The sequence below is a fragment of the Brevibacillus panacihumi W25 genome, from assembly GCF_000503775.1.
Lineage (GTDB): Bacteria > Bacillota > Bacilli > Brevibacillales > Brevibacillaceae > Brevibacillus > Brevibacillus panacihumi_A.
In genome coordinates this window covers 1,501,145-1,526,772 of record NZ_KI629782.1, presented here as the reverse complement: position 1 = coordinate 1,526,772, position 25,628 = coordinate 1,501,145, and the positions used below count along the sequence as shown (strand labels likewise).

24 protein-coding genes are annotated in these 25,628 nt (G+C 48.9%); 14 read left to right on the top strand and 10 right to left on the bottom strand.

Annotation, left to right across the window (positions count from 1 at the left end):
• Positions 1-4 precede the first annotated feature (4 nt).
• Both T458_RS36630 and T458_RS36625 read right to left on the bottom strand, forming a co-directional pair.
• Positions 5-553, bottom strand: a complete 549-nt coding sequence (locus T458_RS36630) for a nitrous oxide reductase accessory protein NosL (protein ID WP_023556003.1) — start codon at positions 551-553, stop codon at positions 5-7.
• Positions 550-1,884 carry a right-handed parallel beta-helix repeat-containing protein gene (locus tag T458_RS36625; RefSeq protein WP_252989791.1) on the bottom strand — a complete coding sequence of 445 codons (1,335 nt, stop codon included), beginning with the start codon at positions 1,882-1,884 and terminating at the stop codon, positions 550-552. Before T458_RS36625 ends, T458_RS36630 begins: the two co-directional genes overlap by 4 nt.
• Positions 1,885-2,111: 227 nt before the next feature.
• Between T458_RS36625 and T458_RS36620 the strand changes: the two genes are divergently transcribed.
• Positions 2,112-2,411: a hypothetical protein gene (locus tag T458_RS36620; RefSeq protein ID WP_252989821.1), complete on the top strand. Its 300-nt coding sequence runs from the start codon at positions 2,112-2,114 to the stop codon at positions 2,409-2,411.
• 620 nt (positions 2,412-3,031) lie between these two features.
• Here the strand turns inward: T458_RS36620 and lhgO are convergent.
• A complete protein-coding gene (gene lhgO, locus T458_RS36615) occupies positions 3,032-4,228 on the bottom strand; it encodes an L-2-hydroxyglutarate oxidase (RefSeq protein WP_023556000.1) in 1,197 nt (398 codons plus the stop codon).
• 288 nt (positions 4,229-4,516) lie between these two features.
• On the opposite strand from lhgO, the gene T458_RS36605 reads away from it, so the two are divergent.
• The 7 genes from T458_RS36605 to T458_RS36575 all read left to right on the top strand — a co-directional run bounded on the left by T458_RS36605 (position 4,517) and on the right by T458_RS36575 (position 11,619).
• Complete coding sequence (locus tag T458_RS36605; protein ID WP_023555998.1) at positions 4,517-5,239, top strand: MBL fold metallo-hydrolase; 723 nt, start codon at positions 4,517-4,519, stop codon at positions 5,237-5,239.
• Positions 5,240-5,262: 23 nt separating this feature from the next.
• The gene (locus tag T458_RS36600; RefSeq protein ID WP_144083814.1) at positions 5,263-6,132 is read left to right on the top strand and encodes a DUF6282 family protein; all 870 of its coding nucleotides are present in this window, start codon (positions 5,263-5,265) and stop codon (positions 6,130-6,132) included.
• A gap of 26 nt (positions 6,133-6,158) precedes the next feature.
• On the top strand, positions 6,159-7,418 hold the full coding sequence (locus tag T458_RS36595) for an MFS transporter (protein ID WP_023555996.1): 1,260 nt from the start codon (positions 6,159-6,161) through the stop codon (positions 7,416-7,418).
• A gap of 190 nt (positions 7,419-7,608) precedes the next feature.
• Positions 7,609-8,298 carry a FadR/GntR family transcriptional regulator gene (locus tag T458_RS36590; protein WP_051410030.1) on the top strand — a complete coding sequence of 230 codons (690 nt, stop codon included), beginning with the start codon at positions 7,609-7,611 and terminating at the stop codon, positions 8,296-8,298.
• A gap of 31 nt (positions 8,299-8,329) precedes the next feature.
• Positions 8,330-9,733 (top strand): FAD-binding oxidoreductase, encoded by a 1,404-nt coding sequence (locus T458_RS36585; RefSeq protein WP_031305534.1) that lies wholly within the window; start codon positions 8,330-8,332, stop codon positions 9,731-9,733.
• Positions 9,730-11,064, top strand: a complete 1,335-nt coding sequence (locus tag T458_RS36580; protein ID WP_023555993.1) for a (Fe-S)-binding protein — start codon at positions 9,730-9,732, stop codon at positions 11,062-11,064. The genes T458_RS36585 and T458_RS36580 overlap by 4 nt, the downstream gene beginning before the upstream one ends.
• 111 nt (positions 11,065-11,175) lie before the next feature.
• Positions 11,176-11,619: a lytic polysaccharide monooxygenase auxiliary activity family 9 protein gene (locus tag T458_RS36575; RefSeq protein ID WP_023555992.1), complete on the top strand. Its 444-nt coding sequence runs from the start codon at positions 11,176-11,178 to the stop codon at positions 11,617-11,619.
• 10 nt (positions 11,620-11,629) lie between these two features.
• On the opposite strand, the gene T458_RS36570 is transcribed toward T458_RS36575, so the two are convergent.
• The gene (locus T458_RS36570) at positions 11,630-12,127 is read right to left on the bottom strand and encodes a DinB family protein (protein WP_023555991.1); all 498 of its coding nucleotides are present in this window, start codon (positions 12,125-12,127) and stop codon (positions 11,630-11,632) included.
• Between the two features lie 214 nt (positions 12,128-12,341).
• On the opposite strand from T458_RS36570, the gene T458_RS36565 reads away from it, so the two are divergent.
• The gene (locus tag T458_RS36565; RefSeq protein ID WP_023555990.1) at positions 12,342-13,910 is read left to right on the top strand and encodes an IS1182 family transposase; all 1,569 of its coding nucleotides are present in this window, start codon (positions 12,342-12,344) and stop codon (positions 13,908-13,910) included.
• A 102-nt stretch (positions 13,911-14,012) separates the two neighbouring features.
• On the opposite strand, the gene T458_RS36560 is transcribed toward T458_RS36565, so the two are convergent.
• On the bottom strand, positions 14,013-14,681 hold the full coding sequence (locus T458_RS36560) for a cysteine hydrolase family protein (RefSeq protein WP_023555989.1): 669 nt from the start codon (positions 14,679-14,681) through the stop codon (positions 14,013-14,015).
• A 160-nt stretch (positions 14,682-14,841) separates the two neighbouring features.
• On the opposite strand from T458_RS36560, the gene T458_RS36555 reads away from it, so the two are divergent.
• From T458_RS36555 to T458_RS36540, 4 genes are read left to right on the top strand one after another with little or no spacing between them, the layout of a single operon-like run.
• Positions 14,842-15,849, top strand: coding sequence for a TRAP transporter substrate-binding protein (locus tag T458_RS36555; protein ID WP_023555988.1), 1,008 nt, complete (start codon positions 14,842-14,844; stop codon positions 15,847-15,849).
• A gap of 27 nt (positions 15,850-15,876) precedes the next feature.
• The gene (locus T458_RS36550) at positions 15,877-16,404 is read left to right on the top strand and encodes a TRAP transporter small permease (RefSeq protein ID WP_023555987.1); all 528 of its coding nucleotides are present in this window, start codon (positions 15,877-15,879) and stop codon (positions 16,402-16,404) included.
• Between the two features lie 20 nt (positions 16,405-16,424).
• The gene (locus T458_RS36545; RefSeq protein ID WP_023555986.1) at positions 16,425-17,726 is read left to right on the top strand and encodes a TRAP transporter large permease; all 1,302 of its coding nucleotides are present in this window, start codon (positions 16,425-16,427) and stop codon (positions 17,724-17,726) included.
• Between the two features lie 27 nt (positions 17,727-17,753).
• Complete coding sequence (locus T458_RS36540) at positions 17,754-18,587, top strand: alpha/beta hydrolase (RefSeq protein WP_023555985.1); 834 nt, start codon at positions 17,754-17,756, stop codon at positions 18,585-18,587.
• A gap of 69 nt (positions 18,588-18,656) precedes the next feature.
• On the opposite strand, the gene T458_RS36535 is transcribed toward T458_RS36540, so the two are convergent.
• Both T458_RS36535 and T458_RS36530 read right to left on the bottom strand, forming a co-directional pair.
• Complete coding sequence (locus T458_RS36535; protein ID WP_023555984.1) at positions 18,657-20,375, bottom strand: methyl-accepting chemotaxis protein; 1,719 nt, start codon at positions 20,373-20,375, stop codon at positions 18,657-18,659.
• A gap of 470 nt (positions 20,376-20,845) precedes the next feature.
• Positions 20,846-22,141: an IS110 family RNA-guided transposase gene (locus T458_RS36530; RefSeq protein ID WP_023555147.1), complete on the bottom strand. Its 1,296-nt coding sequence runs from the start codon at positions 22,139-22,141 to the stop codon at positions 20,846-20,848.
• Between the two features lie 304 nt (positions 22,142-22,445).
• Between T458_RS36530 and T458_RS36525 the strand changes: the two genes are divergently transcribed.
• Positions 22,446-23,273, top strand: a complete 828-nt coding sequence (locus T458_RS36525; RefSeq protein ID WP_023555982.1) for a DUF2268 domain-containing putative Zn-dependent protease — start codon at positions 22,446-22,448, stop codon at positions 23,271-23,273.
• Positions 23,274-23,330: 57 nt separating this feature from the next.
• Here the strand turns inward: T458_RS36525 and T458_RS36520 are convergent, their stop codons facing one another.
• The 3 genes from T458_RS36520 to T458_RS36510 are packed head-to-tail and all read right to left on the bottom strand — an operon-like array spanning position 23,331 to position 25,617.
• Positions 23,331-23,861: a cupin domain-containing protein gene (locus T458_RS36520; protein WP_023555981.1), complete on the bottom strand. Its 531-nt coding sequence runs from the start codon at positions 23,859-23,861 to the stop codon at positions 23,331-23,333.
• The gene (locus tag T458_RS36515; protein ID WP_023555980.1) at positions 23,854-24,648 is read right to left on the bottom strand and encodes an ATP-binding cassette domain-containing protein; all 795 of its coding nucleotides are present in this window, start codon (positions 24,646-24,648) and stop codon (positions 23,854-23,856) included. The genes T458_RS36520 and T458_RS36515 overlap by 8 nt, the downstream gene beginning before the upstream one ends.
• The gene (locus T458_RS36510; RefSeq protein ID WP_023555979.1) at positions 24,649-25,617 is read right to left on the bottom strand and encodes an ABC transporter ATP-binding protein; all 969 of its coding nucleotides are present in this window, start codon (positions 25,615-25,617) and stop codon (positions 24,649-24,651) included.
• Between the last annotated feature and the right edge of the window lie 11 nt (positions 25,618-25,628).

Here is a 25,628-nt window from a genome sequence, read left to right as displayed (position 1 = left end):
TAAGTTAGTGTTTTGTATGCTGGCTATCAGTGCCGCCGTGCGTAGAAGAACTAGAACCCCCATCATGACTGCCGTGACTTTGATCATGGCTCATGTTGCGCTCCCAGCTGTGTTTGGCCAGATCGTCATATTTCATCAGGGTGCCTGTTCCTCGATCCTGGATAAACTTCTCGGCGGCAGTGGCTTCCTTGAAGGAGTAGATCCCGTAGCCCATAGGCGTCGTCAGAGTGGAATCGTAAACGAAGGCTCCTTGCTCGGCATTGAACCATTCTTCCGTATTGTGGTCGCGCACAAATTGGACGTTGATGTTATCGACGCCATTTTGGGTGACCCATTCGTTCATGCAGCCGATATCGTCGAATTTGAGCGTGCGTCCATCCTTTAACAAAATTTGTGTCGCATTGAAGTCATCCGGAACATGCATATGGCAGATTTCGCATTTGTCTACGCCCTCCTGGATTGCGACGGCTTGCGGTTCTTCTTTTCCGCATCCGACCAACAAGAGTCCCATGCCTACTACAACAGAGAGAATGGCCATTTTCAACGTTTTCATTTTCGTTTCACTCCTATATAGATAAAAGTTAAGCTGATGAGCAGAAGCAGGGCTCCGAGAAGTCCGGTTTGTGTCCGCGAAGATTCGAGTGGACCACCCTGATCAACAGTGGAAATCGGCGTCATCAAGGGGCTTGCATCCCGGACCTGCACGCTTCCTGTCGAAAACAGACTTTCCAAAAAGACAAAACCCGGAGATTGAAAAAATAGCTGATAGGGAGGGACGGCATCAGTCAAGGCCAGAAAGAACGGATTCATCTCATAGGAAAGATCGCTTCTCTCGTCACCGTTGACGTCAAGGCCCTGCAAATTGTCCCAGTAGTTGCCGTCAAAGGAATCTGCTTCGCTGTCCTGCGCTTGGGCTTGAATCACGTTGGAGACAAATTGGTTAAAGACAAGCTGGTTGTCTGCCGAATCCTTGACCTGCATCCCGATGAAGTTGAGCATCAATTCATTGTTGGTGATGTCATTCCCGCTGGAATTCTCTACATACAGTCCGACCCGATTCCCTTCGATGCGATTGCCTTCGAGCAGCGAGTCGGTTACCGAATAGAGCAGGATGCCTTGCGAGTTGGGATTGTCTTTTTGCTTGAGAAAACGATTGTTGCGAACGGTAGCGGTGGCGGTATCCATTAGCATCGCACCTGTGACATTGCCGTTTCCTGTATTTTCCAAAACCTGGGTTTTGGAGGTGCCCATAAGATGGATGCCGTAGCGGGATTTTTCTACCTGATTTTGTTCAAGCAGGTTCTCGTGGCTGTTCTCCAGATACAAGCCGTCAAACGCATTGATAATCTGGTTGCCGAAAAGGCGATTTTGGTGGGATTGCCGCAGATCGATGCCATTCCCTTTTTTCGCTTTGGTATTCGCATCTTGCTGTTTTTGCGTGAGCAGCATATGGGCGCTGTGGTCATGCCCGATGTCAGCCGCGGATTCAGTGGGATCGAGGACATGCCCTGTCACGCGAATCTGGCGCAGTTCATTGAAGCTTGCGTCGCGAAGCTGAATGCCTGTCCCCATCGTATCGATCTCCACCTGCTCCACCAGGTTCTGGTTGCCGCGGATGACCAATGTGGCGAGCGGCTGATTGATCCGCTTGTCCTGCAGCTTCAGCCCGCGCAAGATCACCTGGTTGCTGTCGATGGTGAGGACGGGATCATCTGTCGCAGTACGAAGTATGACTTCGCCTGATGCTTGCAGCGTGAGAGGCTTCGTCACGCGAAAGGGACCATCATACTCTCCGGCTGGTATGGTGATGACATCTCCCGGGGCTGCCTGGTCAAGCTTTGCCTGCAAGGAATCCGTTGCCGCCAGCAATGACTTTACCGGCAAGAATGACCACTGGCATAGCAAGACAAGGCTGAGCAAAAGCATCGCACGTGGAATGCATGGGCTTCTCCATCGTCTTTTCAGGGTTCTCCCCCCTTCCGTTACGCGATGAGAATCAATGTGATACGATAATCATAACAGTGATGGCTTTTTTTAAAATGACTCATCCGGGCTATGAAAAGTGGCAAAAAACCGAACTTCGTGTTGGCAGAGGAGGTGTGAATACCGTGATGGATAAAGCCTTGAGGACGATGCTCGACAATTGGGAGAAGATGAAGCGCAGCGAAGAAGATGAGGCCGAGGAGGATGCCAACCAGTTCGAGGCTTCCTTCTATGCATTGATGCAAGAGGTGCGCAACTGGGTTGAGGGATTGGAGCAGCCGCCGAAGACGCTGGAGGAGGCCATGCAGCTGGCAAAGATCGAGGAGTTGGTCGAGCAGTTGCCGATTGAGATCATGCTGAATTTTGAGACGGAGCTGGAGTTGATCGTAGACGGCGAGGTAAGGGAAGAGGATGAGCGGTATGATTAAGGAATGATCATGGCAACTGACTAACAAGTGAAAGGGCTTGGTCTTTGATCACAGGGAAGATCATCAGTAATCTTCTCTAGTGTGGGGTGAAGTTGGAAGATGAGGATTCTTAAGAAAATGCTATACGGCCTCCTCGTTTATATAATTGGGTGGGTAGTAGTTTCGCTATCTGTCTCCATTTACAATAACGATTCAGCCGACAACTCATTTTTGAGGGCTATCGTTTTCTCGATCTTGTATTTAGCAGCAGTTGTAAGTGTTACGATTCGTAAGACATAATCAAAAAAGGAAGGAAGGCTCTACGTTTTTAGAGACTGTAGACTCTACGCGCTCCAATCCATCGACACAGGCCGCCTAATTGCAGGGCTTCGATAACGCGCAGCGTTTCGTCCCCCTTGGTATTGAAGATATCGGAATATTGGGCGATGCCTTACCGGTCGATGATGAAGGTAGCGCGAAGAGGACCAGTAATTGATTTCTGAAAACCCAATCGTGTAAGGAATCTGTCGAGTGCGTGGGCTTAAATTATTATTACAAGAAAGAAGCTGGTGTAAAATGATACGTTCATCGCCAGCTTCTTTCCTACATTAGGGACTTTTTAGCCACCGCCATTTTGTATCTTACAACAGGTCGGGTTTCTGGATCCGCTCACAAATGCTTCGACCAATTGCGATCGATGCCGTAGCAGCCGGGGAAGGAGCATTCAGAATATGAGTGGACCGTTTGTCATTGACGATGAAGAAATCATCCACCATTTTTCCATCCCGGGTAAGAGCTTGCGCCCGCACGCCATTTTCCGATACCACCAGATCGTCTGCGGTGATTTCCGGGATCAAGCGTTGGAGACTTTGGACGAACACTTTTTTGCTTAATGAACGAACGATTTCCTTCAAGCCCTCTCCGAGGTTTTGGGAAGCGACCTTCCACAAGCCCGGATAGGTGACCGCTTCTGCGAAGTCTCTCAGATGGAAATCGGTTTTGCGATAGCCCTCCCGTTTGAAGCTCAACACCGCATTGGGACCAGCGTGAACATGTCCATCCATCATGCGCGTGAAGTGAACACCGAGAAATGGAAAGTTGGGATTGGGTACAGGGTAAATCAAATGCTTCACCAGATGGTGCTTCTCAGGCTTTAATTCGTAATACTCACCGCGGAAAGGAACGATTTTCATATTCGTTTTCAGTCCCTGAAGGGAAGCGATACGGTCGGAGTGCAAACCGGCGCAGTTGATCAAGTATTTGCTGCGGATCGTGTTGTTGTTGCACACGATTTCGAGGCCGGCACTTCCTTCCACGATCTTTTCAACCTTCGTGCGCAAGAGAATCGTGCCGCCCTTCTCTTGGATGATTTTGGCCATCGCTTCTGCGACACGCTTGTATTGCACGATTCCCGCATCCATCACCTGGATCGCTTGAAGGCCATAAGCATGCGGCTCGATCTCTGCGAGCTGGCTTGAATCGATCAAGGAGATATTCAGCTGATGCTCCAGGCCGCGCTTATACAAATTTTCCAGCAGGGGCAATTCCTGCTTTTCAGTAGCGACAATGACTTTCCCGCACATTTCGTACGGGATCTCATTCTCGTTGCAAAAGGCGCGCAATAAGTCGCCGCCTTCTTTAGACAGTTTTGCCTTCAGACTTCCCGGCTTATAGTAGATACCGGAATGAATCACCCCGCTATTATGACCTGTTTGGTGAAATGCGAGGGTGTTTTCTTTTTCGATGACGGCGATTTTTGCTTGCGGATATTTTTGAATGAGGGCATAACCGGTAGAAAGACCCACAATGCCACCACCAATAATGACATAGTCGTACATAGGATCACCTTTCTAATTTGGACATAACTTGTATTACAATTATAAATCACATGTAATACAAATCAATCAAAATTATTGAATAATTTCTTGTTTAAAAATATAGACAAATGAAAATTAATGCGATATTGTTGATAACACCTAAAAAAACATACGATTTCATTCGTGGGAAAGAGAGTGATGAGGAAATATCTTGTTATTTGTAGTACAACTTGTTCATACAAGTTGATGAGGTTGTAAGATAACCTTGTGGATTTTTCTCGTTTTTTCAAACAAAAGGTGGGTTTGAGCATGGAGATTACCCTCTTGTTTCAAGGCTTTCCAGGAAGAGCGAGCCGTGGTTTTCTTGGTTGGAGCAGCTGCGTACTGATTCGCCAGGTGGGCAAACCACCCATTCTATTTGATACGGTAGGCTTTAACGAGCGTTATACCCTCTTGTCGAGGCTGGAAGAATGCGGGGTAAAGCCAGAGGAGATTGGCACGGTGCTGATCAGCCATTTTCATTTTGATCATGCGGTCAATTATCCGTTGTTTCCAAATGCTACCTTCTACCTGCATGAAGCGGAAGTGGCACATATCGAAGAGAATGGCGAAGTGGATCTCGCAGTTCCCGCACAGATGTATCCGGCATTAAGAGATTCCGGGAGACTGGAAATCCTGTCTGGAGAATCAGGGATGGTGGAAGGGCTGCCATGGCGGCTTACTCCCGGCCATACACCTGGCCTGTACTCACTCCTTCTCGAATACCAGGGGAAGAAATGGGCGCTTGCTTCGGATGCAGTAAAAAACATCTCGGAATTGACTAGCGGGGATGTGGCCGATACGTGGGACGATGAAAAGAGCAGGGAGAGCATTCGCTTCATCAAGCAATGGGCGGATATTGTCGTTCCCGGGCATGATAGGGTGTTGGAAATCAAAAGAACGGACGAAGAAACGAAGATCATTCCAACCCAGGACAGTGAGATAGAGATAAGCATTCCGTGGGTGGAAGAGAAATTCCGGCTAAAAGTGTAAAAGAGAAAGATGGTGAGATGTTCATGAAAGGTTTACAAGGAGCAATCGACATTCACGTTCACTCCAGTCCAAGTATCTTTCCACGATCTGTCAATGATTTTGAATTGGCGAAACAGGCAAAAGAAGCAGGGATGCGGGCCATTGTCCTAAAGGCACATGAGGAGTCTACGGTTTCACGCGCACAGCTTGTCAGCAAAGTGGTGGAGGGAATCGAGGTATACGGTTCGCTTGTTCTGAATGAATACGTGGGCGGTCTGAATCCATATGCCGTGGATATGGCGATTCAACAAGGGGCGAAATTGATCTGGATGCCGACGGGATCAGCCAAGCATCATCTGGATCACTACGGAGGAAAAAGCGACTACAAAGAGCAAAAATCCACCATCCGTCTGTTGCCGCAGAAGGGCATTACGATTCTCTCCGAAGACGGGAAGCTATTGCCGGTAGTCTATGACATCATTGACTTGATCAAGGGATCAGGAGCTGTGCTGGCTACGGGACATCTATCCCCTCTGGAAACGAAAATTCTCACGCAGACAGCGATTTCGCGAGGCGTGGAGAAAGTGCTCGTCGCACATCCGGATCTCAAAATCAATAAAATGGATCTTTCCCTCCAGATCGAACTGGTCCGCATGGGAGCCTATGTAGAAAAATCGATGTTGACCCTGATGCCGCTGTGGAAATCGATCGAACCGGATGAACTGGTAGCAGGCATGCGCCAGATTGGCATTGAGAAATGCATCCTGCAAACCGATTTTGGACAGGCCAATCACCCGTCACCAACGGAAGGGTACGGTCATTTTGTCCAGATCTTGCTGGAGCAGGGAATGGATGAGAAAGAGATTGAACAAATGGCTTGTGTCAACCCGGCAGAATTGCTTGGATTAACATAGGAAAACAAGGAGAGGAGCTGTTGCAAATGTCTCAACTTCAAGTATCGAACAAGCCCTGGTATAAAGAAGTGACGAAAACACAGTGGCGCGCATTGATCGCAGCCGGCTCAGGTTGGGCGCTGGATTCGATGGACGTCATGCTGTACTCGATGATTTTGGTTCATGTGATGAGCGATCTGCAAATGGACCAAACAATGGGCGGCTTTTTGGCAACGCTTACTTTGCTTAGCTCAGCCATTGGCGGAATTCTTTTTGGTATGGTAGCGGACCGGTATGGCCGCACGAAATCATTGATGCTCAGTATTTTGATTTATTCCTTGTTTACCTTTCTATGCGGCTTCTCGCAAACGATTACACATCTGGCTATCTTCCGCTTCTTGCTGGGGATTGGTATGGGCGGAGAGTGGGTTGCGGGCGCGGCTTTGATCACCGAGACATGGGATGCGAAACACCGCGGTAAAGCGATGGGCTTGGTGCAAAGTGCGTGGGCAGTCGGCTATGCGTTGGCTGCTATTGTCGCTGGCGTTATTTCTCCGATTTGGGGCTGGAGAGGTGTTTTCTTCTTCGGGATTGTACCAGCTCTCGTCGCCATCTGGATCAGAAAAGGAACGAAAGAACCCGAGATCTGGGAGAAAATGAAGGCAGAGGAATCGAAACAGAAAACGAAGAGCAAACCAAAACTTGCTGAGCTGTTTTCCGGCAAAGTTCTTCGTTGGACCATTCTTGGAGCTCTGTTGAGCGTTTGTGCCCAGTTTGGTTACTGGGGCTTGTTTACCTGGATTCCTTCTTTTTTAGGCACGCCGATTGAGCAAGGCGGAGCAGGGCTGGATATCATGAAATCCACGACCTGGATTGTCATCATGCAGACGGGAGCCTGGTTTGGATACGTGTTGTTTGGCTTTATGGCGGACAAGTTTGGAAGAAGGAAAGCCTTTATCCTGTTCTTCGTCATGGCGGCTATCCTTGTCCCGATTTATGGCATGACGAGTGATGCGACTCGCCTGCTGATTCTGGGTCCATTCGTCGCCTTCTTCGGTTCCGGATACTTCAGCGGATTTGGCGCCGTTCTGGCCGAGCTGTTCCCGACAGAGATCCGCGCCACTGGACAAGGCTTCTGCTATAACTTTGGACGCGGGGTTGCGGCAACTGCGCCTACAGTCATTGGATTTATGGCCACAAGCATCGGTTTGGGAGCGGCATTTGGTTTCCTCGCGATTGCCTTTGGGCTGGCTGCCCTTCTCGTTCTCCTGTTCTTGCCGGAAACCTTGGGCAAGCAGCTAAGCTAAGACAGGGCAAATCCTTTCAATTGCATATTATAAATAAAAGTTCATTATGGATGATCGCCATCATGAGCTTTTATTTATATCAACCCGCTTGATATTTGTAATACAATGTTCAATTTTTAGCGGAAAAATTGACTTTTTCCTCAAAAACCCTTAATATTTGTATTACAAATACAAAGATCGGAGAATGGTTATGTCGAAAGAAAAGCTGTCGCAGATGATTTCGCGAGAATTGTTACAGATGATTGAATCAGGCAAATACCCTCCCGGTTCAAAACTGCCGACGGAGATGGAGTTGGCCAATCAGTTTGGTGTAAGCAGAATCCCGATCCGGGAAGCCCTCAGCGTCCTTCGGGCAGCAGGGGTGATCAACTCGCGTCAAGGCGGAGGAAGCTTCGTCGAGGAGAATAACGGTCCCAACATCTTTGGCAATATCCACATTGAAAAAGACGATGCGGAAATTATCAGTCATCTTTTTGAGATGAGAAAAATCATGGAGCCTGAGGCTGCTTATCTGGCAGCCCTCAGGAGGACACCTGAGCATCTGGAACGCATGCGGGAAGCACTGCGCTGGTTGGAAGAAGAGATGGCGGATGACAGTAAAATCGGAATGGAAGCCGACATGGAATTCCACCGGTCCATGATCCAGGCAACACTCAACCCGATCATGATCCAGGCGATGGAAAGTCTGTCCTCCTTGTACGAAAGAGCTTTGCAAATCACGCTGTTGCCCAACCTGGGATTAAAGCAGAAACGAAAAGCAGTCTATCAAGAGCATCAGAACATCTTGCACGCAATCGAGATGGAGGAACCGGAACTGGCAAAAATTCAATGTATCATTCACCTCAAGAACGCGGAGAAGAAACTGGATCTGTTTTTCTAGACAAACAACATGAGGAGAAAAAATGGAAAAGATGACAGAAGGACATATCAAAGAGATTCGCGATATCGTAAAAACCGGTCAGGTACTGACGAAGGAAAGTGATCGTTTCAGCTATTCGTTTGACGCATCATTTGGAACCTATCTTCCCGATGTGGTCATCCAGACCAAGAGCGTGGAGGAGTTGGCTGCTCTGGTCAAGTTTGCGAACCGCGAGAAAATTCCCGTGTATCCCCGAGGGCAGGGAACCAGTCTAAGCGGAGGCCCGCTCCCGGTCAAAGGCGGAATGGTCATCGATCTGTCTGTCATGGACGACCTGCTGGAAGTGGATGAAGAAGATCTGGTTGCCATTGTCTCACCAGGGGTCTTGACCGCTGATATTCATAAAGCAGCAGAGAAAAAGGGCCTGATGTATCCACCTGACCCCAGCAGCTCGCATGTATCCACAATCGGGGGAAATCTCGCCGAGAATTCCGGGGGGCCGCGCGGCTTGAAGTACGGGGTGACGAAGGATTATGTGATCGGGCTGGAGTTGATCACACCTGAAGGAGAAATCATTCGCACCGGGGGAAAAACGGTCAAAAACGTCACCGGTTATGACTTGACCAAATTGGTCGTCGGGTCGGAAGGGACTCTGGGGATTATTACCAAAGCAATATTGCGTCTGATTCCCAAGCCACCTGCTTCTGAGACGGTGATGGCGATTTTCGACAGCCTGGTTGACGCGGGACGAGCGATTTCTATGATCTTAACTTCTGGAATCCTGCCATCCAAAATGGAGCTGATGGATCAAGCCTCGATGACAGCTGTCGAGAATTACAAACCGTCGGGATTGCCCACGGATGCAGAAGCCTTGATTTTGATTGAATTGGACGGACATCCGGCGGCGATTCGCGACGAAGCGGAACAGGTACGTCATGTCTGCCAGAAAATTGGAGCAAGAGAAGTTCGCGTCCCGCAAACAAAGGAAGAAAAAGAAGAGGTATGGAAGGCGAGAAAGCTAGTTTCTCCTGCGATTGTGAGGGTGAAGCCGACGAAGATTTCCGAAGATGCTACGGTTCCGCGCAGCAAAATCCCGGAAATGTGCCGCCGTCTGCAAGAAATCAAGGAAAAATACCAAATCCACCTCGTCGTTTTTGGTCATGTGGGAGACGGAAATCTTCACCCTAATATTATCGCGGACAAGTCTGACAAAGAAGAGATGGCGCGTGTGGAAAAAGCCGTTGCTGAGATTTTTGAAGCGGCCGTCCAGCTCGGCGGAACGTTGTCGGGTGAGCACGGGATCGGCGTGATGAAGGCGCCGTTTATGGAAATGGAGTTAGGTGCGGCTGGTCTCGATATGATGAAGCGTATCAAACAGGCTTGGGACCCGAACAACATTATGAACCCTGGCAAAATTTTTCCTGAACCGGGACAAAAGTTGGTGTTGAGCGAATGAAACCAGAGGAACAACAGCTTGCCGCTTTGCGCAGCGAATTGAATTACGACAAGACGAATAAATGTGTGCAGTGCGGGTATTGCTTGCCAGCGTGTCCGACTTACTTGACGATGGGAGTGGAAACCCATTCCCCCCGCGGTCGCATCAACCTGGTCAAGATGGCGGGAGAAGGCAAAATCAAGGATTTGTCCGTTCTGGAAGAGCCGCTGGATCTGTGTCTGGGGTGCCGGGCTTGCGAAACCGTTTGTCCGACTGGTGTAGAATACGGCGCCATTCTGGAATCAGCCCGGGCTGCCATCACGCGGAGAAAAACGTTCACAGTCCCGCAAAAGGCGATGCGCAATCTTTTGTTCAAAAAGGTATTCCCCAGCCGTAAAGCCATGAATCTGATCGGCAATGCGATGTGGGTCTACGAAAAAAGCGGTGTCCAAAAGCTGGCGAGAAAGAGCGGTTTGATGAAAAAGCTGCCGGCGCATCTAGGCGAATTCGAGAAGATCCCCCCGCCAGCCGTAGCGCCTGCGCAGCGTGCCAGTCTTCCTGCCTTTACGCCGGCTAAAGGAGAGCGCAAATACACGGTCGCAATGTTTGTCGGCTGTGTCATGGACGCCATGTTTCGCCGGATCAATCAGTTGTCTGTACAGCTTTTGGCGGAGGTCGGCTGTGATGTGATCGTCGTGGAAAACCAGACCTGCTGCGGCGCCCTGCATGCCCACACAGGAGAGCTTGATGAGAGCAAGAATTTGGCGAAGAAAAATATCCTTGCTTTTGCGCGAAACGATGTAGATTTCATCGTAAACAATGCAGGTGGATGCGGTGCGATGATGGTCGAATACGATCATCTATTGGCCGACGAACCGGAGTGGGCAGAACGTGCAGAGCAATTTGTGAAGAAAACGAAGGATATCTCCCAGGTTCTTGTCTTGTGCGGAGGAATTCAGGGTGAAAAAAGATCGGCTGAGAGAGTCACGTATCAACGCTCTTGCCATATGACAAATGTGCAAAAAGTTACCGAAGAGCCTGTCTCATTGTTGAAGAACTTGTCTAACGTGGATCTGATCGAGATGAATAATGCCAATATGTGCTGTGGCTCAGCAGGTATTTACAACATCGTGAACTACGATGCCTCGATGGAGATCCTGGATCATAAAATGAAGGATGTCAAAGAGACAGAGACGACGACGATTGTCACGACCAATCCAGGCTGTCTGTTGCAAATGAAGCTGGGAATCGAACGTGAAAAAATGGGGGATCGGGTACGAGCCGTTCATTTGATAGAATATCTGGCAGAACGATCTGGCATGATCAACGCTGCGGACCAAAGCCTTTCCTAGATAGGAAGGGCTTTTTTGGTGCTCTTTCTTAACTTCTAGTTCGTAGATGGATGATCGTATATGTAGGACGGGATGCTAAATGATAGAATATCCATATAAGACAACACGTGGATGATTCGTAGTGATCTGGGTATTTGCATTGGCTCCACCCATGCATTGGGCGGACTAGATACTACCCTGCAAGCGATGAAACGCCTTGTAAACAAAAATGGTTATATTCTAATTGGTGAGGGCTACTGGAAACAGCGTCCTTGTTCGGAATATTTGCAGGCGCTTGGAGGAGCTGCAGAGTCTGATTTAAAAAGCCATGCCGAGAATGTGATCGTTGCAGAGGAATTAGGTATGATTCCGCTCTGGTCTTATGTGGCAAATGAAGATGACTGGGATGATTACGAATGGCTTTATTCTTCATCGATCGAAAATTATTGTCACGAAAATCCCGACGATCCAGATTGCGATGCCATGCTCGCACGAATCAGGTCTTGGAGAAGGACCTATTTGCGTTGGGGGCGGGATACCCTGGGATTTGGATTGTATTTATTCCGTAATTCGTAACTGTCGTTTACTAGCACAGTGCTTTTAGCTCTTTAATTTGCTCAATATGCCGTTGCTCGTGTAAATACAAGAGTTCCACCCATTGATCTAATGGCAGGTTGCCAAAAGCAGGATTCTTTACTGCTATTGTCTTCAAGACCGATTTGTCGTCGATTTGAGTAAGAACATTCATGAATGTATTTCGTGAATCGCTTAATAGTTGAATGATTTGCGGAACTTGGAAAGGTTCTGAACTTGGTTCTGAAATTTCAGGGGCTTGAATCTTTTTAGTCCTGTCTGATACAAGCTGAATTGGTATGTGTTCCCCGCCGACTGGCTTCTTCTTTTCCAGCCCATAGAGAATCGATTTTCCAAATAAAGTTTCCGTAATAAACAAATGATGACAAACCTGGGCGATACTCCATTTCTCCGCCTCAAATCGTCGATTGAAATCGTCAAAACTCAGAGAAGAAACCTCATGAAACAACTGCTCTCTGGTCTTACCGAGCTGGTCTATTACTTTTTCCATACTACTCTTCTCCTTTCGATTGGCGGGAGTTAGCGACTTTCTATTATTATAAAATGCAAGTGATAGAGGATTTATGCCTAGAAAGCGAGGGTGTCCCAAAAGTCATCATAAATGACTGAGGGACGGCCCTCTTTTCATTAAGTTAAACAAAAAGAAACCGCTTTTTGTTAAAATGGAAGTTCCACCCACCATTTACAAAAAGGAGCCGGTTTCTTTGTACATTCAATATACCATGGATCAACTCTGCTTACCAATGGATTTAGAAGAAGACATTCCCGCAAATCACCTCGTTCGTGTGGTCAACGCCGCTGTCAATCGTCTTGACGACGCCATCTTCGATGCGGCTTACCCCGGAGGCGGACGAGACAGCTATCACCCCAAGATGCTCACCAAAATCATTATTTACGCCTACACTCAGCGTATCTACTCTTCTCGTCAGATCGCCAAGGCCGTCCGTGAAAACATCATGTTTATGTGGATCGCAGGCAGGCAGCGCCCAGACTTTCGTACTATCAACCGTTTTCGATCAGAGCGCATGAAAGCCGTACTGGAGACCGTGTTTACCGCGGTGCTTCAATTTCTGGTTGAGGAGAACTACGTGCAACTGGAGCATTATTTTGTCGACGGCACCAAGATCGAAGCCAATGCCAATCGGTATACATTTGTTTGGGGAAAAGCTGTCGTGAAGCACAAGGCCAAACTTCAGGAGAAAGTCCAGACTTTGTTCGCCACTATTGAAGAAGCTGAGAAGTATGAAGAAAGAATCCACGAGGGCAAGGATCTTCTTGAAATAGGCGAATCTTCTACCATCACCAGTGAAAAGTTGGAGCATGCTGTCAAGCAATTGGAAGAGCGTCTGCAGGAGAAACCAAAAGACAAACCACTAAAGAAAGCGGTACGCACAATCCGCAAGGATCTGCTTCCTCGCCTCCAAAAGTATGAGACGCATGAGACAATTTTAGGCACGCGAAACAGCTACAGCAAAACGGACCATGATGCCACGTTTATGCGGATGAAAGAGGACCACATGCGAAACGGCCAGCTCAAGCCGGGTTACAATGTTCAGATCGGCACCGAAAATCAGTTCATTCTCGGCTACAGCGTCCACCAGCGACCAACCGATACTCGCTGTCTCATCCCTCATCTGGAGAAAATAAAATCACAGTTCGGCAAACTGCCAAACACCGTCATTGCCGATGCGGGCTATGGCGGCGAGGAGAATTATGACTACTTGGAGCAGAACGAAGTTGAAGCCATCGTCAAATACAGTACGTACCACCGCGAAAAAAGTAAGGCATGGCAAAAGGACATCAGCAAAATTGACAATTGGACCTACAACAGCGAACTGGATACGTGGACATGTGCAGCGGGTCAAACGCTCCATTTCCGCCGAGTAAGTAAGGAGAAAACAGAAAGTGGGTATGAAATCGAATACCGTCATTACCGCAGCGCCGGTTGTGAGGAGTGCCCGCTAAAGCCTCAGTGTACGAAAGCCCAAGGAGATCGAGAGATCAAAGTCAGCATGAAGTATTGGCGGCTAAAGAACCAAGCAAGGCAAAAACTCCGCAGCGAAGAAGGCTATGCTCTGGCCGTGAGGCGCATGATCGAGCCGGAGCCCGTATTTGGCGATATGAAGAACAATCGAGGCTTTAAAAGGTTCCTGCTTCGAGGCTTACCAAAAGTAAGTCTGGAGGTCGGGTGGCTTTCCCTTGCCCACAATCTGCTCAAGAAAGCAGCGGTAGACGCTAAAAACCAAGAAGCTAAGCGAGAACGGACCGCTTAGCCTCTTAGTTTCTTCCGAAACTCATCTAATTTTTCTGATGAGGGTGTTCCAGAGTTTACTTTTGGGACACCCTCACTCTTTTTTTGTGGATCAATCTCTCTTTTACTTGATCAGACTCTCAGTCCGGATTTCGATAGGGATTGTCTCCCCGTGCAATAATTTGATAATCTCTTCGTTTGGAAGCGTCAGACCGAACGTTTTGTTGATCAATTTCAGACTGGCTTGATGGCTCTCGAGGGTCAAGCCGGCAACCGCATCTTCGGCAACGATCACATCGTAATCACGCTGATACGCATCTCGGACACTAGTCTCCACACAGTGGGTTGTAGCCACACCACAAACCACTAACGTCGTAATGCCTTTCATGCGAAGCAGCGTATCCAGCGTGGTATCAAAAAAGGCGCTAAAACGGTGCTTGATCAGAAGTTCGGCAGGCTCCTTTGCCAAGTCTTTCAGTTCATCTACAATTTCTGCATCCCAGGTGCCTTTGAGAGCGGGCGGACCTGCCTGCCAGCGATGGGTATGCGGCTTGATGCGATGGGTTTTTCGAGTGATATCGTCCGGGTAATGGTTCTGGATCGTCCATATATCAACAATACCTGCTTGGCGGCATGCTTCGACCAGCTCTTTTACCTTCGGGATGGTGGCATTCATCATCGTATAATCGTACCCATTCCGACCGATGCTCCCCTGCGGGTGGCAATAACTGTTTTGCATGTCAATCACCAGGAGGGCAGTCTCCTTGGGAATAATAGAAAACGAATCGCTCATTGCACTCAGCTCCCTTGTTGTAGACTAAATATTATGAACATTACATCATTATAATCGACAAAAATGAGAGCTGATGTTAAACAGTTAACAATCAAAGAAAGACATTCGTGTATAATACTCTATATTCTAAATAGTCAAACAATACGGAGGTGCTCTTTTTGTGAGGAAATTCATCCTAAGCATTCTAGCCTGTGTTCTTGTTACAGTTCTGTCAGCCTGTTCTTCGTCGTCTTCACCTGGCGCCTCAGGATCTGTAAAAATCGACATCGCCCTGTTTCATACCGAGAATGATGCGTTTGCCCAGGTTTTTAAGGATTGGTCGGCAAAGGTGAAAGAGAAAACAGAAGGCCGAGTTGTATTTAATCCTCACTATTCCGCATCCCTGGTCTCCTTGTTTGATACGCTGGATTCTGTCAGCAATGGGGCAGTTGATGCAGGCATCCTGTCCGCTGGCGCTATTTCCGGTCACATTCCTGCCATGGGTCTCGTGGAGACTTTTGGTGTATTCAAGGATGAAGCCGCTTACAAATCAATCTACCAGGAAGCGACTCCCTTGTTAAGCGAAATTTTGGAAAAACGCAAGGTGAAGCTCTTGTTCTGGTCACCGGGCGGTATTGATACGTTGGCATTTCACCGATCAAAGACGCTGCAAGCACCCGATGCTTTCAAGGATTTGAAAATGCGGACCGCGGGCCGTTGGCAAGCTGAGCAGGTAAAGCTTCTCGGAGCGACACCTGTAACAATGGACCCGAGTGAACTCTATCTTGCCTTGCAAAACGGAACAGTGGACTCTACCTTGCAAACAGTAGGGCTGGCGAATGCCGGAAAGCTGGTAGAGGTAGCCAATAAAGTGACCTCGCTGAAAATCCCGTTGAACACCGTGCAATGGGTGATTAATCCGGATGTTTGGGCGAAGATTTCTCCGGAGGACCAAAAGATCATTATGGAGCTGTCGAATGAAGCCGGCTTGAATGCCTACAAAGCTGTTGAGACCAAAGAGGTAACCGATCTGGAAAGCATCAAATCCAGCGGCGGAGAGGTCTATCAGGTAACGGATGCCGAACGGGCGGCCCTGTTGGACGTGCTCAATCAGGTAAATGACAAGATCGTGGCAGAGGCTGGCGAGGAAGGCCAACAACTGAATGAAATTCTGAAAAAATACAGATAAACGTCATACCTGAGGGTGAATGTGAACATGAAGACCTACGTGAACATGATTAGCCGAGTGAATAGATGGTTTACCATGACAGCAGGGATTCTCGTACTCGCGATGGTCATTATTTTGATCCAGGATGTCCTGAGGCGGTATCTCCTGAATGACCCCACATCATGGGCGTTAGATGTTTCCCGATTTTTGCTGGTCTATATTTTTTTCCTGGGGCTTGGTCCCGCTCTCGAAACAGGTCATCACGTTTCCACGGATTTGATCTCATCCAAATTCAATGAGGCGACGAGCAAGATCATGGTAAAGGTCGTTTATGTTCTGACCGTACTGTTTGGGATCATCATGCTGTGGCAGCTTGCGGGGTCTACCATAGAAGTTTTCAAGGATGGCCGATTGTTTCCGACTGTTGTTCAGATTCCCATGAAGTACGTGTATATGATTACGCCAATTGGCACACTTCAGTTTATTTTGACGGCAATCGCCGGGCTGATCCAATCCCTTTCCACCTTCGAGAAAGAGAACGCAGATGAGGAGAAGGCAGCCGAAGTACAGGCATAACCTTCTTATGGGAGGATACTATGGAATCGTATCTTTACTTTGGGGCTTTTATTATCGCACTCTTGGCGTTTTTAGCCACGGGAATCTCTGTAGCAGTCGCGATGGGCATCATTGGCGTCTTGGGCACCCTCATTTTTATCTCTCCCAATGCGCTGAGCCAGCTTGGCAGCATTGCCTTGAATCAGTCCAGCAGCATGGTCTTGATCGTAGTACCGCTTTTTGTTCTGATGAGTGAAGCTTTGGCCGCGTCGCCCATTGGTTCCAATCTGTTTCGCACCGCCCAGCTTTGGTTGGGCAGGATACCAGGGGCACTCGGAATGAGCACGATTCTGACGAGTGCAGGCTTCTCCGCGGTATGCGGGTCGAGTCCGGTTACGGCTGCTACGATCGGCTCTGTGGCAGTTCCTGAGATGGTGAAAAATGGCTACGACCGCAAGTTGGCACTCGGTCTTACTGCGGCAGGGGGAACGCTCGGAATCCTGATTCCTCCCAGCGTGGCAATGATTTTATACGGCGTGATTACGGAGACGTCGATTGGCGCGCTCTTTATCGCCGGGATTGTCCCCGGACTCATAATTGCTGGTCTGCTTTGCCTCACCGTATGGATCAAGGTCATGCTCAACCCGCAGCTGGCGCCGCCTGTAAAAACCAGTGTAACCTGGGGCGAGCGCATGAGGTCCCTGAAATCGGTACTTCCCGTATTGCTTCTGGGGGTTGCCGTCATGGGGGCGATCTATTCCGGGATTGCTACGCCTACTGAATCTGGCGCAGTCGGCGCGGCAGTAGCCTTGATTATCGTCGGAGTCAGCGGCTACCTCGCGATTCATTCACTGAAACGCATTTTGGAAAATACGGTCAAAACGACTGCCATGTTTCTATTCCTTGTCATCGGCGGGATGTTTAGCTCCTTTGTACTGAACCGGATCGGGATACCACAAGGGATGGCGGAAATCCTTACCTCGATGGATATGCCGGGGTGGGTCATCATCGTCGGAATCAATCTGTTGCTACTGATTCTCGGCATGTTTTTGGACCCGATGAGCATTTTGGTCATCATGGTACCGATCTTTTTTCCGACTGTCATCAGCCTCGGCTATGATCCTGTATGGTTCGGCATTCTAGTGACGATTAATACGGAGATTGCCGCGATCACACCGCCCGTTGGCTTTAATCTGTTTGTGTTAAAAAACGTCATTCCGAAAGTAACCATCGCAGAGGTGACCAAGGGAGCCTTGATCTTTATCCTGCCTCTGGCCGTTGGGCTGCTGCTGTTGATTTTTCTTCCAGAGATTGCGCTCTTTTTGCCATCGATGATGAAATGACGACTCTACGAAAATGAGGTGAAGACAATGGGTACAATCACTTATACAAAAGAGACGGTTTGCTATACCCGGACGGATCGAGAAGAGCTGTATGCAGATCTCTACATCCCGGAAAAGGGAGCAGGCACTACTCCTCTGCTGGTGATGATTCACGGAGGTGCTTGGAAAGCAGGCTCCAAAGAAATGAATCAGGAATGGGGGCCGTTCTTGGCACAGCAGGGCTATTGTGTGATGTCGATTGACTATCGGCTGGCAACGCCTGAGTATGCGACTTGGCCTGGCGTTACAGAAGATGTTCGCGCTGCGCTCGCCTATATGGGAGAGCGTGCTGCCGAGTATCATGTGGATCCGAAGCGCGTTGGTCTGATCGGGGATTCCTGCGGGGCGCATCTCTCTATTCTATTGGGACTGGAAGAGGATTTCTCCCAATCGGTGCGAGCGATCGTCGGCGTATATGGCGTATACGATGTCAAGCAATGGTGGGAGCACACGCAAACCAGTCGTACAGATGATCCGGTGCGATTATTCATGGGAGGCACGCCAAGCGATATGCCGGACGCCTATCTGGAAGCATCGCCGATGTATCGTCTGGAACAGGCGCTTCAAAAAGGACAGATGAAAGAGACGCCTTTTCTCGTCGTCTGGGGAGATGAAGACGAGGTCGTATCTTGTCAGCAGTCGAAGGATTTTGTTCAATTGCTTGAACGATATCAGGTCCCTCATCGAGCGATTGAATATCCTGGTCACAAGCACTTCTGGTTCTCGATTCTTCCATGGCTGGAGGGCGGAGGAATCGGAGATGAGCCGAATACGCAACTCATCCCGGAGCTGCTTGATTTTTTGCAGGATTCACTGAAATAGCACAAACCGACTGGTGAATATGGAAAAGGCCGCCTGGCTTGAGAGCTGGGGGCCTTTTTTCGTTGTGCGCTACATTTTAAAAGTGTTCAGCATTTGTTTTAGTTCATTGGTTTTTTCCAACAGCTGATTCATCGATTTCGACATGTGATCCATATTTTCCAGCTGCTCACTAGCTGCTTTCGTCATAGTGGAGGCGGCAACTTCTGCTTGTCTGGCGATGGAGATATTCTCCTGGAAAGCAGCCGTAATTTCTTCAGAGCCTGCAGACAGCTGTTCCGAAACGGCTGATACCTCATGAATTTGCTCTGTCACATGCTTAATCTCTTTTAAGATACCATTGAATAGCGTTCCTGTTTCTTTTACAATCTGTACGCCTAAATCCACATCATTCGTTACGATACCCATGGTATCAATGACTTCTTTCGTATCATCCTTTGTTTCCTGGATGATGTGAATGATTTGCTGAGCTGACAATGTGGATTGCTCTGCCAGCTTCCGTACCTCATCCGCAACGACGGCAAAACCTCTTCCATGCTCGCCTGCTCGTGCTGCTTCAATGGCTGCATTTAACGCCAACAGATTGGTTTGATCTGCAATCGCTGTAATGGCGGAGACAATTGTCTCAATCTCCTTCGACTTCTCATCCAAATTTTTCACCGATAAAGCGGAGTTTGCGACAGAATTCTGGATCAAGGCCATTTGCTCCAGTGCCTTGTGGATATAACCTGCACCTGTTTCCGATTCCGTAAAGGTTCTCGTAGCCGAGTCGGAAACCTCGGAAGCGGATTCCGCGATCCGTTGAATGCCGATTGCCATTTCTTCAATCGCTGTTCCGCTTTCCTCAGAACGCGCTACTTGTGTTTGGGCCCCACTCGCCACTTCATTCATGGAGAGCGTCGTCTCATTTGTCGTAGCATGGGTTGCCTCAATGATTTGCAGCAGCTCTTTTGAGGCAAGGGCAGTGTCGTCAGAGGTTTGTTTCACCTTCGACATGATCTCGCGAACATCCGTCACCATTTTATTGAAATCGTTGGCTAACATCCCGAGTTCATCTTTCTTTCGAATTTGTAAGGAAACGCTAAAGTCTCCATTACTGAGCTTTGCAAAAGCTTGTTGGATGTCTTGGATGGGAGCCAGCATGCGTTTTGTCGTGATAAATTGGACCATAAACACGAGCAAGATTACGATAATCAATACAATGGAACTGCTTTTCAACAGTTCGAACTGTGCCGTCGAAATAATCGAGGCATCGATATCGATCCCAAAATATTTTTGAATGGAACCATCCGGCTCTTTCAGCGGAATGAGTACAGAGACCCAAGTCCCGATGTCATCGGTGTACGTTTCTGTTGCCACCGCTTCACCGGTTTCCAGCATCTCTCTTACTTTGTTGGCGAGGATTTCAGGCTGTGCGTAAAAGTCCCCTGGTCCCAGCTGTAATTCCTGTTTCAACATTTCGACAATATGCGTTGGCGATAAGATGATGGAGGTTTCATTTCCATTCTGCAGCTCGGTTCCAAAGAAATAAGCTTGGGCGATCTGCGGGTACCGCTCGGAAATCAGGTCAAGCTGTTTAACCAGCTCCGCATCGCTTTGAGTCAAATCTTTGCCCTTAAAAGACTCAAGCGCATAATTACCAAAACCAATGGCTTGTTGCTGAAACGATTCCAAAAATACCTTTCCCTGGATGTAGGAGCTGGCAATGGTAATGATGATTCCCGTAATTAAAATATATATGGTTGAAGAAAGAATACTTTTCCCAAAAATGGATTGCAGTCTCAGTCTCAAAATATGTCCTCCTCTAGTACAAAATGTCATGATAAAGCCATGGAACGCTGTCTATGTTTCCCTATCATTCCCTCCCACTATAAATTAATGTTTTCTCGCGTTTGCTCACTCATTCTTAGATTTTCAACCATCAACATTCCAGAGAAGTGGGCGAAGCATGTAATTATGGAATATTTTTCTGGATGAGCCGGTGGCGGGAATAAAGATTCGAATCTTTTTTCCAATCTATTGGTAAATCGTATGACCGCACATTTGGATATCCACTCCATTCCCCTGACGGCTTACCCTCCCATGTCACGCTGGGTCTTCGCCCTTACATTCCTTCGTTCTGCCTCTCAAGGTGTGGACGCCGCTTCTTGCTCCTTTACTGGGTCGTTGCCCTTACGGAATAGATCCTGCGGCTGCTCCGTGCTTCTGTTGTCATTGGTTTACTTCCAAGCTCTTGTGAGAAACGAGAATATCGTTTGAATTTAAGCTACCATCTGTATTTGGGACTGGCGTACAGGTCCTAATACGTCGGACGCATTGTACGGAATGCACTTCGTGCCTAGTGTGTACAGTACGCGAATGAGCTTCCCGCAGAGTGCCACTATAGACTGCTTCTTCTTGAGCGGATTATGACTTCGCTTCGTAAAGTAATGGTGCAACGCCTTGAATTCGGCGTTTTTGGCGACCATCGGCATCATCGCCCGAAATAGCAAGGCTCTTAGTCGGGATCGTCCACGCTTGGTAATCGTGGACTTGCCCTTCTTCTTGCCGGAACTGTTCTCTTTGAGGTTAAATCCAGCAAGACGGATGATCTGCTGCCCATGGTCATAACCGCTAAGATCACCAACTTCAGCCAAGAAGCCCGCCAGCGTAACAACGCCGATTCCTGGTACTGTCAGCATTTCATTTGTACCTGGAATTTGTGCAAGCAATGCTTCCACTTGCGCCATGATTTCTTCAAGTTGCCTTGAGAATAGTTCATATTGTTCCAGTAAGGCCTTGAGCTCGATTTTCGCCGCCGTCAGCCCTTCGGTAAGTCCAATTGAGTTTGTGGCAGCTTGTAGGAGTTGCGCTGCACGTTTGGAGCCAACCGCTCGCTTCACGTCTTCCTTCCATCGGTTCACGATTGTACTCGCGCCAAGCGATACAATCTCCTGTGGCGTCGGAAATTCACGAAGCGTGATGAGCGAGGCCTTTCCTTCCCAATCTTTAAACACAAGGCTGTACTCCGGAAAGAAGCGATCAAGCCAGTTCTGGATACGCCGTTGGACTTGACCGAAGTTCACCATCACCTTCTCTCGAAGGTTCATGAGAATACGAAGATCGGCATAAACGCTCGTAGGCAATTTGGGCTCGCTGTACTTGCCATTGCGAACTAAATCAGCGATTAACCTAGCATCCTTGTAATCATTCTTCGTCGGTGAATTGTCTTCAAGTTCTTTGCTTTTATTGACGTGATGAGGATTCACGATAACGACTTTGATGTTTTCTCGATGCAGAAATTCGGCCAGTGGAAACCAGTAGTGTCCGGTTGGCTCAATGCCCAAGATGATATCCGTCTTGGCGTATTGCCGCTGAAGCTCCTTCATCCACGAAACGAGTTTCGTCAGGCCAGAATGGTCATTGCCGAACACACAGTCCTTACCAATCTCGATTCCGCGGAAATCGACAGCTCTGGCAACATGCGTTTTCTTGGCAATATCTGCACCGACAACAAGGGTTAATTCGGTAATTTGTTGAATACGTTGATTCTGCTTTTTCGATTGCTTATACTTCATTGTGGAGTACCTCCTGTACGGGTAATTGTTCTTTGGACGGAACGTTTCCCAGTTTACAGAAGGTGCTTTTTTTATTCAAACCCCAAATTCATTCATTACAGGAATGGCTCCTATTTTTTCTACCTGCTATTACGGAAATCAATGACAGATCTATATCTAATTTCCATTACCCTTTGCAGATGGAGTATAAACTGTCTTCGTGGATTATTTTACAGTATGTTCTATTAATTTTGAAAATTTTAATTACCACTAAATTCCTAATCTCATTCCATGCTTTCCTCGACTGCTTTGCTCGAGTGACGGATTGCATCCAGACAACTTCTCCATTCAGCATCGCGCTGGCACGACGCAAGCATTTACCGTTCTTTTGCTTGATCAGCAAATAACCGAATATCTGGAGGCTGTAAAAAACGACCCAAACAAGCCCAAAAAAGAAATCTTTGAAGAGAAGGTCTTCCAGCCGGTTTGGGAGGAATGTTTTCAAGGCGGTGAGTATCTTCATTTGCTTGCCGAAGTTAGAAAAACACCCCCTGAGGAATTGGTTTATTTGGAAAAAATCACAAATGACCAGCAAAGCCTTATCAAGGTCAAAGCTACCGTGCAAGAAGCGCTGATTCAATCTGCGCACTATCTTCCGGGTCAAGAAACCACCGTCTGTATCATGCCGGCCACATCTCGGAATAGCAGTGCCTTGACCATTGGCTCCGGCAAGATTTTGCTGTTCTACAATCCGTATTTATTTCGATCCGATCATGAGCTGGCAGGTACCGTCGCCCATGAATACCATCACAGCGTGTGGACTGCGAAGCATTTTGATCCCTACCAGCCGTTTACGCTGCTCGATGCATTGCTTTTCGAAGGCAAAGCCATGCATTTTCAGGAACTTGTCTATCCGGGGTCATCTTACATCCCGAATTACGATAATCGCTATGAAGAGGCAAGGGAAGAGTTGATGAAACGTCTTGGTTCTGTAGATAGAAATCTTCGAAATGAAATGATGTTTGGAAGTGATCGGATTCCCTATGCGTTTGGATACGCTGAAGGGTATAGACTGGTCAAGCAATATCTGCAAGAAAATCCTCAAGTAAAAATCGAGCAATGGACATCCATGGAGCCGGAGGAATTTTTGTAAAAATGCCCGCAGCCGTTTGTCAGCTGCGGGCATTCTCTATGCTCCTGGTTGTGCTGTCTACGTCGCCCGCGCCCAAATCGCCAGCGAGACGGCATTGCCAGGATTGATGAAGCGATGGGGGGACGTGCTGTTGAAGCCGATGCTGTCTCCCTCAAAGAGATGGTACTCGCGGTCTTCCAGCAGGACCTTCAGCTCGCCGCGCAGGATGTAGCCGCACTCTTCCCCGGAATGCGAGATTTGCTCCTGCTCCAGCGCTTCCCCAGGCTCAATTTCGATCAGCAGAAACTCGATCTTTCCTTCCTGCAAGGGGGTCAGCACATGGTATTTGGTATTGGTGTTTTTCAAATGAATGATTTTGTGCATGCCTTTGCGGATGAGCGGATCATGATCGTCCTTCAGCCGGAAGAAGTGGTTGATGGGAACATCGAGAGCGGAGCAGATTTTCCAAAAGGTTCCTACCGTCGGGTCTACCAGACCGCGTTCGATCTGAGAGAGCAGGCTCATGCTGAGGCCGGTTTTGTCAGCGAGATTTTGCAGCGTCAATTGTTTTTGTTTGCGGATCTCTCTCAGTTCTGCGCCGTTAAACATGAATATCCTCCTTTTTTTCATGGAGCTGTGGCAGGGAGGACAACAAGGTTTTCGTGTAGCTGTCCACAGGATTGACGAAAATATCGTTTACATGGCCGATCTCCACGATGCGGCCTTTTTGCATCACAGCCATGCGATCGCACATGTAGCGGATGACGGCCATGTTGTGGGAGATGAACAGATAGGTCAGATTTCGCTCGCGTTTTAGCTCCTGCAAGAGATTCAGCACATTCGCCTGTACGGAGACATCCAGCGCGGAGGTAGGCTCATCCAGCACGACGAAGCTGGGGTCGGTGATCAGGGCTCGGGCGATGGCGATCCGTTGGCGCTGTCCGCCGCTGAACTCGTGCGGATAGCGGTTCAGATGATCCGGCTTCAAGCCGACGCGGGTGATCAGGGCTAGGAGGCGTTCCCTGCTGCCCTTCTCTTTTCGCTCAGCCGCAGGCAAAGCGAGCAGCGGCTCTGTAATGATGGCCTGTACGCGCATGCGCGGGTCCAGAGACGACTGCGGGTCTTGAAAGACGATCTGCATCTCGCCCGGCTTCAAGCGGTTAAATCGGTTGCCATTCCACAGTGAATTCCCTTCATAGGTGATCGTTCCGGACGTCGGTGGCTCCAACCCGGTAATCATTTTCCCCAGGGTGCTTTTCCCGGAGCCTGACTCTCCGATCAAGCCGAATGTCTCTCCGCGGGTGATGGCAAAATCCACCCCGGACACGGCCTGGAAGCGGTGATTGCCTTTCGTGTATTCCTTGGATACGCCGTTTACGGCAAGCAACGGGTTCATTTATTGGTTCCTCCCCCAGCACGATACTTGATGGGTCAGCGAGCCAGAGACGGCAGGCTCCAGGACGGGATGGTCCTCCCTGCAGATGGGCAGCGAACAAGAACAACGGGGCGCAAAAACACATCCATCAGGGCGGTTGCGCAGGTCGGGCGACTCTCCCGGGATCGCCAAGAGAGGCTGGCCTTGCTCCGCCAGATCGGGCAGGGCGCCAATCAAGGCTTTGGTATAAGGATGGCAAGGAGAGTGCAAGACCTCTTCCGTCGTCCCTGTCTCGACGACCTCGCCTGCGTACATCACGACGACGCGCTGGCATACCTGTGCCACGACCCCCAGGTCATGGGTGATCAGCATAATGGAGGTGCCTCGCTTTTGCGCCAGTTCCTGCATCAGCTTGAGCACCTCATGCTGAATGGTTACGTCGAGTGCAGTGGTCGGCTCGTCCGCGATCAAGAGGTCGGGCGGGGCAGACATCGCCAGGGCAATGACGACGCGCTGGCGCATTCCGCCACTCAGCTCAAACGGGTATTTGCGCGCCACCAGCTCCGGATCGTTGATCTGCACCTCGGCCAGGCTCGCGATCGCCTGTCTGTACGCTTCTTTATAGGAAATGCTCCGGTGCCGATGAATCACCTCTGCGAGCTGATCGCCGATGCGCATGGTGGGATGCAAGGCGGTCATCGGCTCTTGGAACACCATGCCGATCTCCTTGCCGCGCAAGCTTTGCCACTCCTTTTTCGGGAGGGAAAGCAGGTTCTTTCCTTTATAAGAGATCGAACCTGTGGAGATGTGGGCGTTCTTTTCCAAAAGGCCCAGGATACTCAGCGCTGTTACCGATTTTCCCGAGCCGGATTCGCCGACAATGCCGACGATTTCGCCCTCGTCGATGGAGAAGGATACAGCTTGCAGCGCTTTGACCCTGTCCTGCATGGATTCAAACTCCACCGAGAGATTATGGATTTCCAGCAGCAATGTACATCACC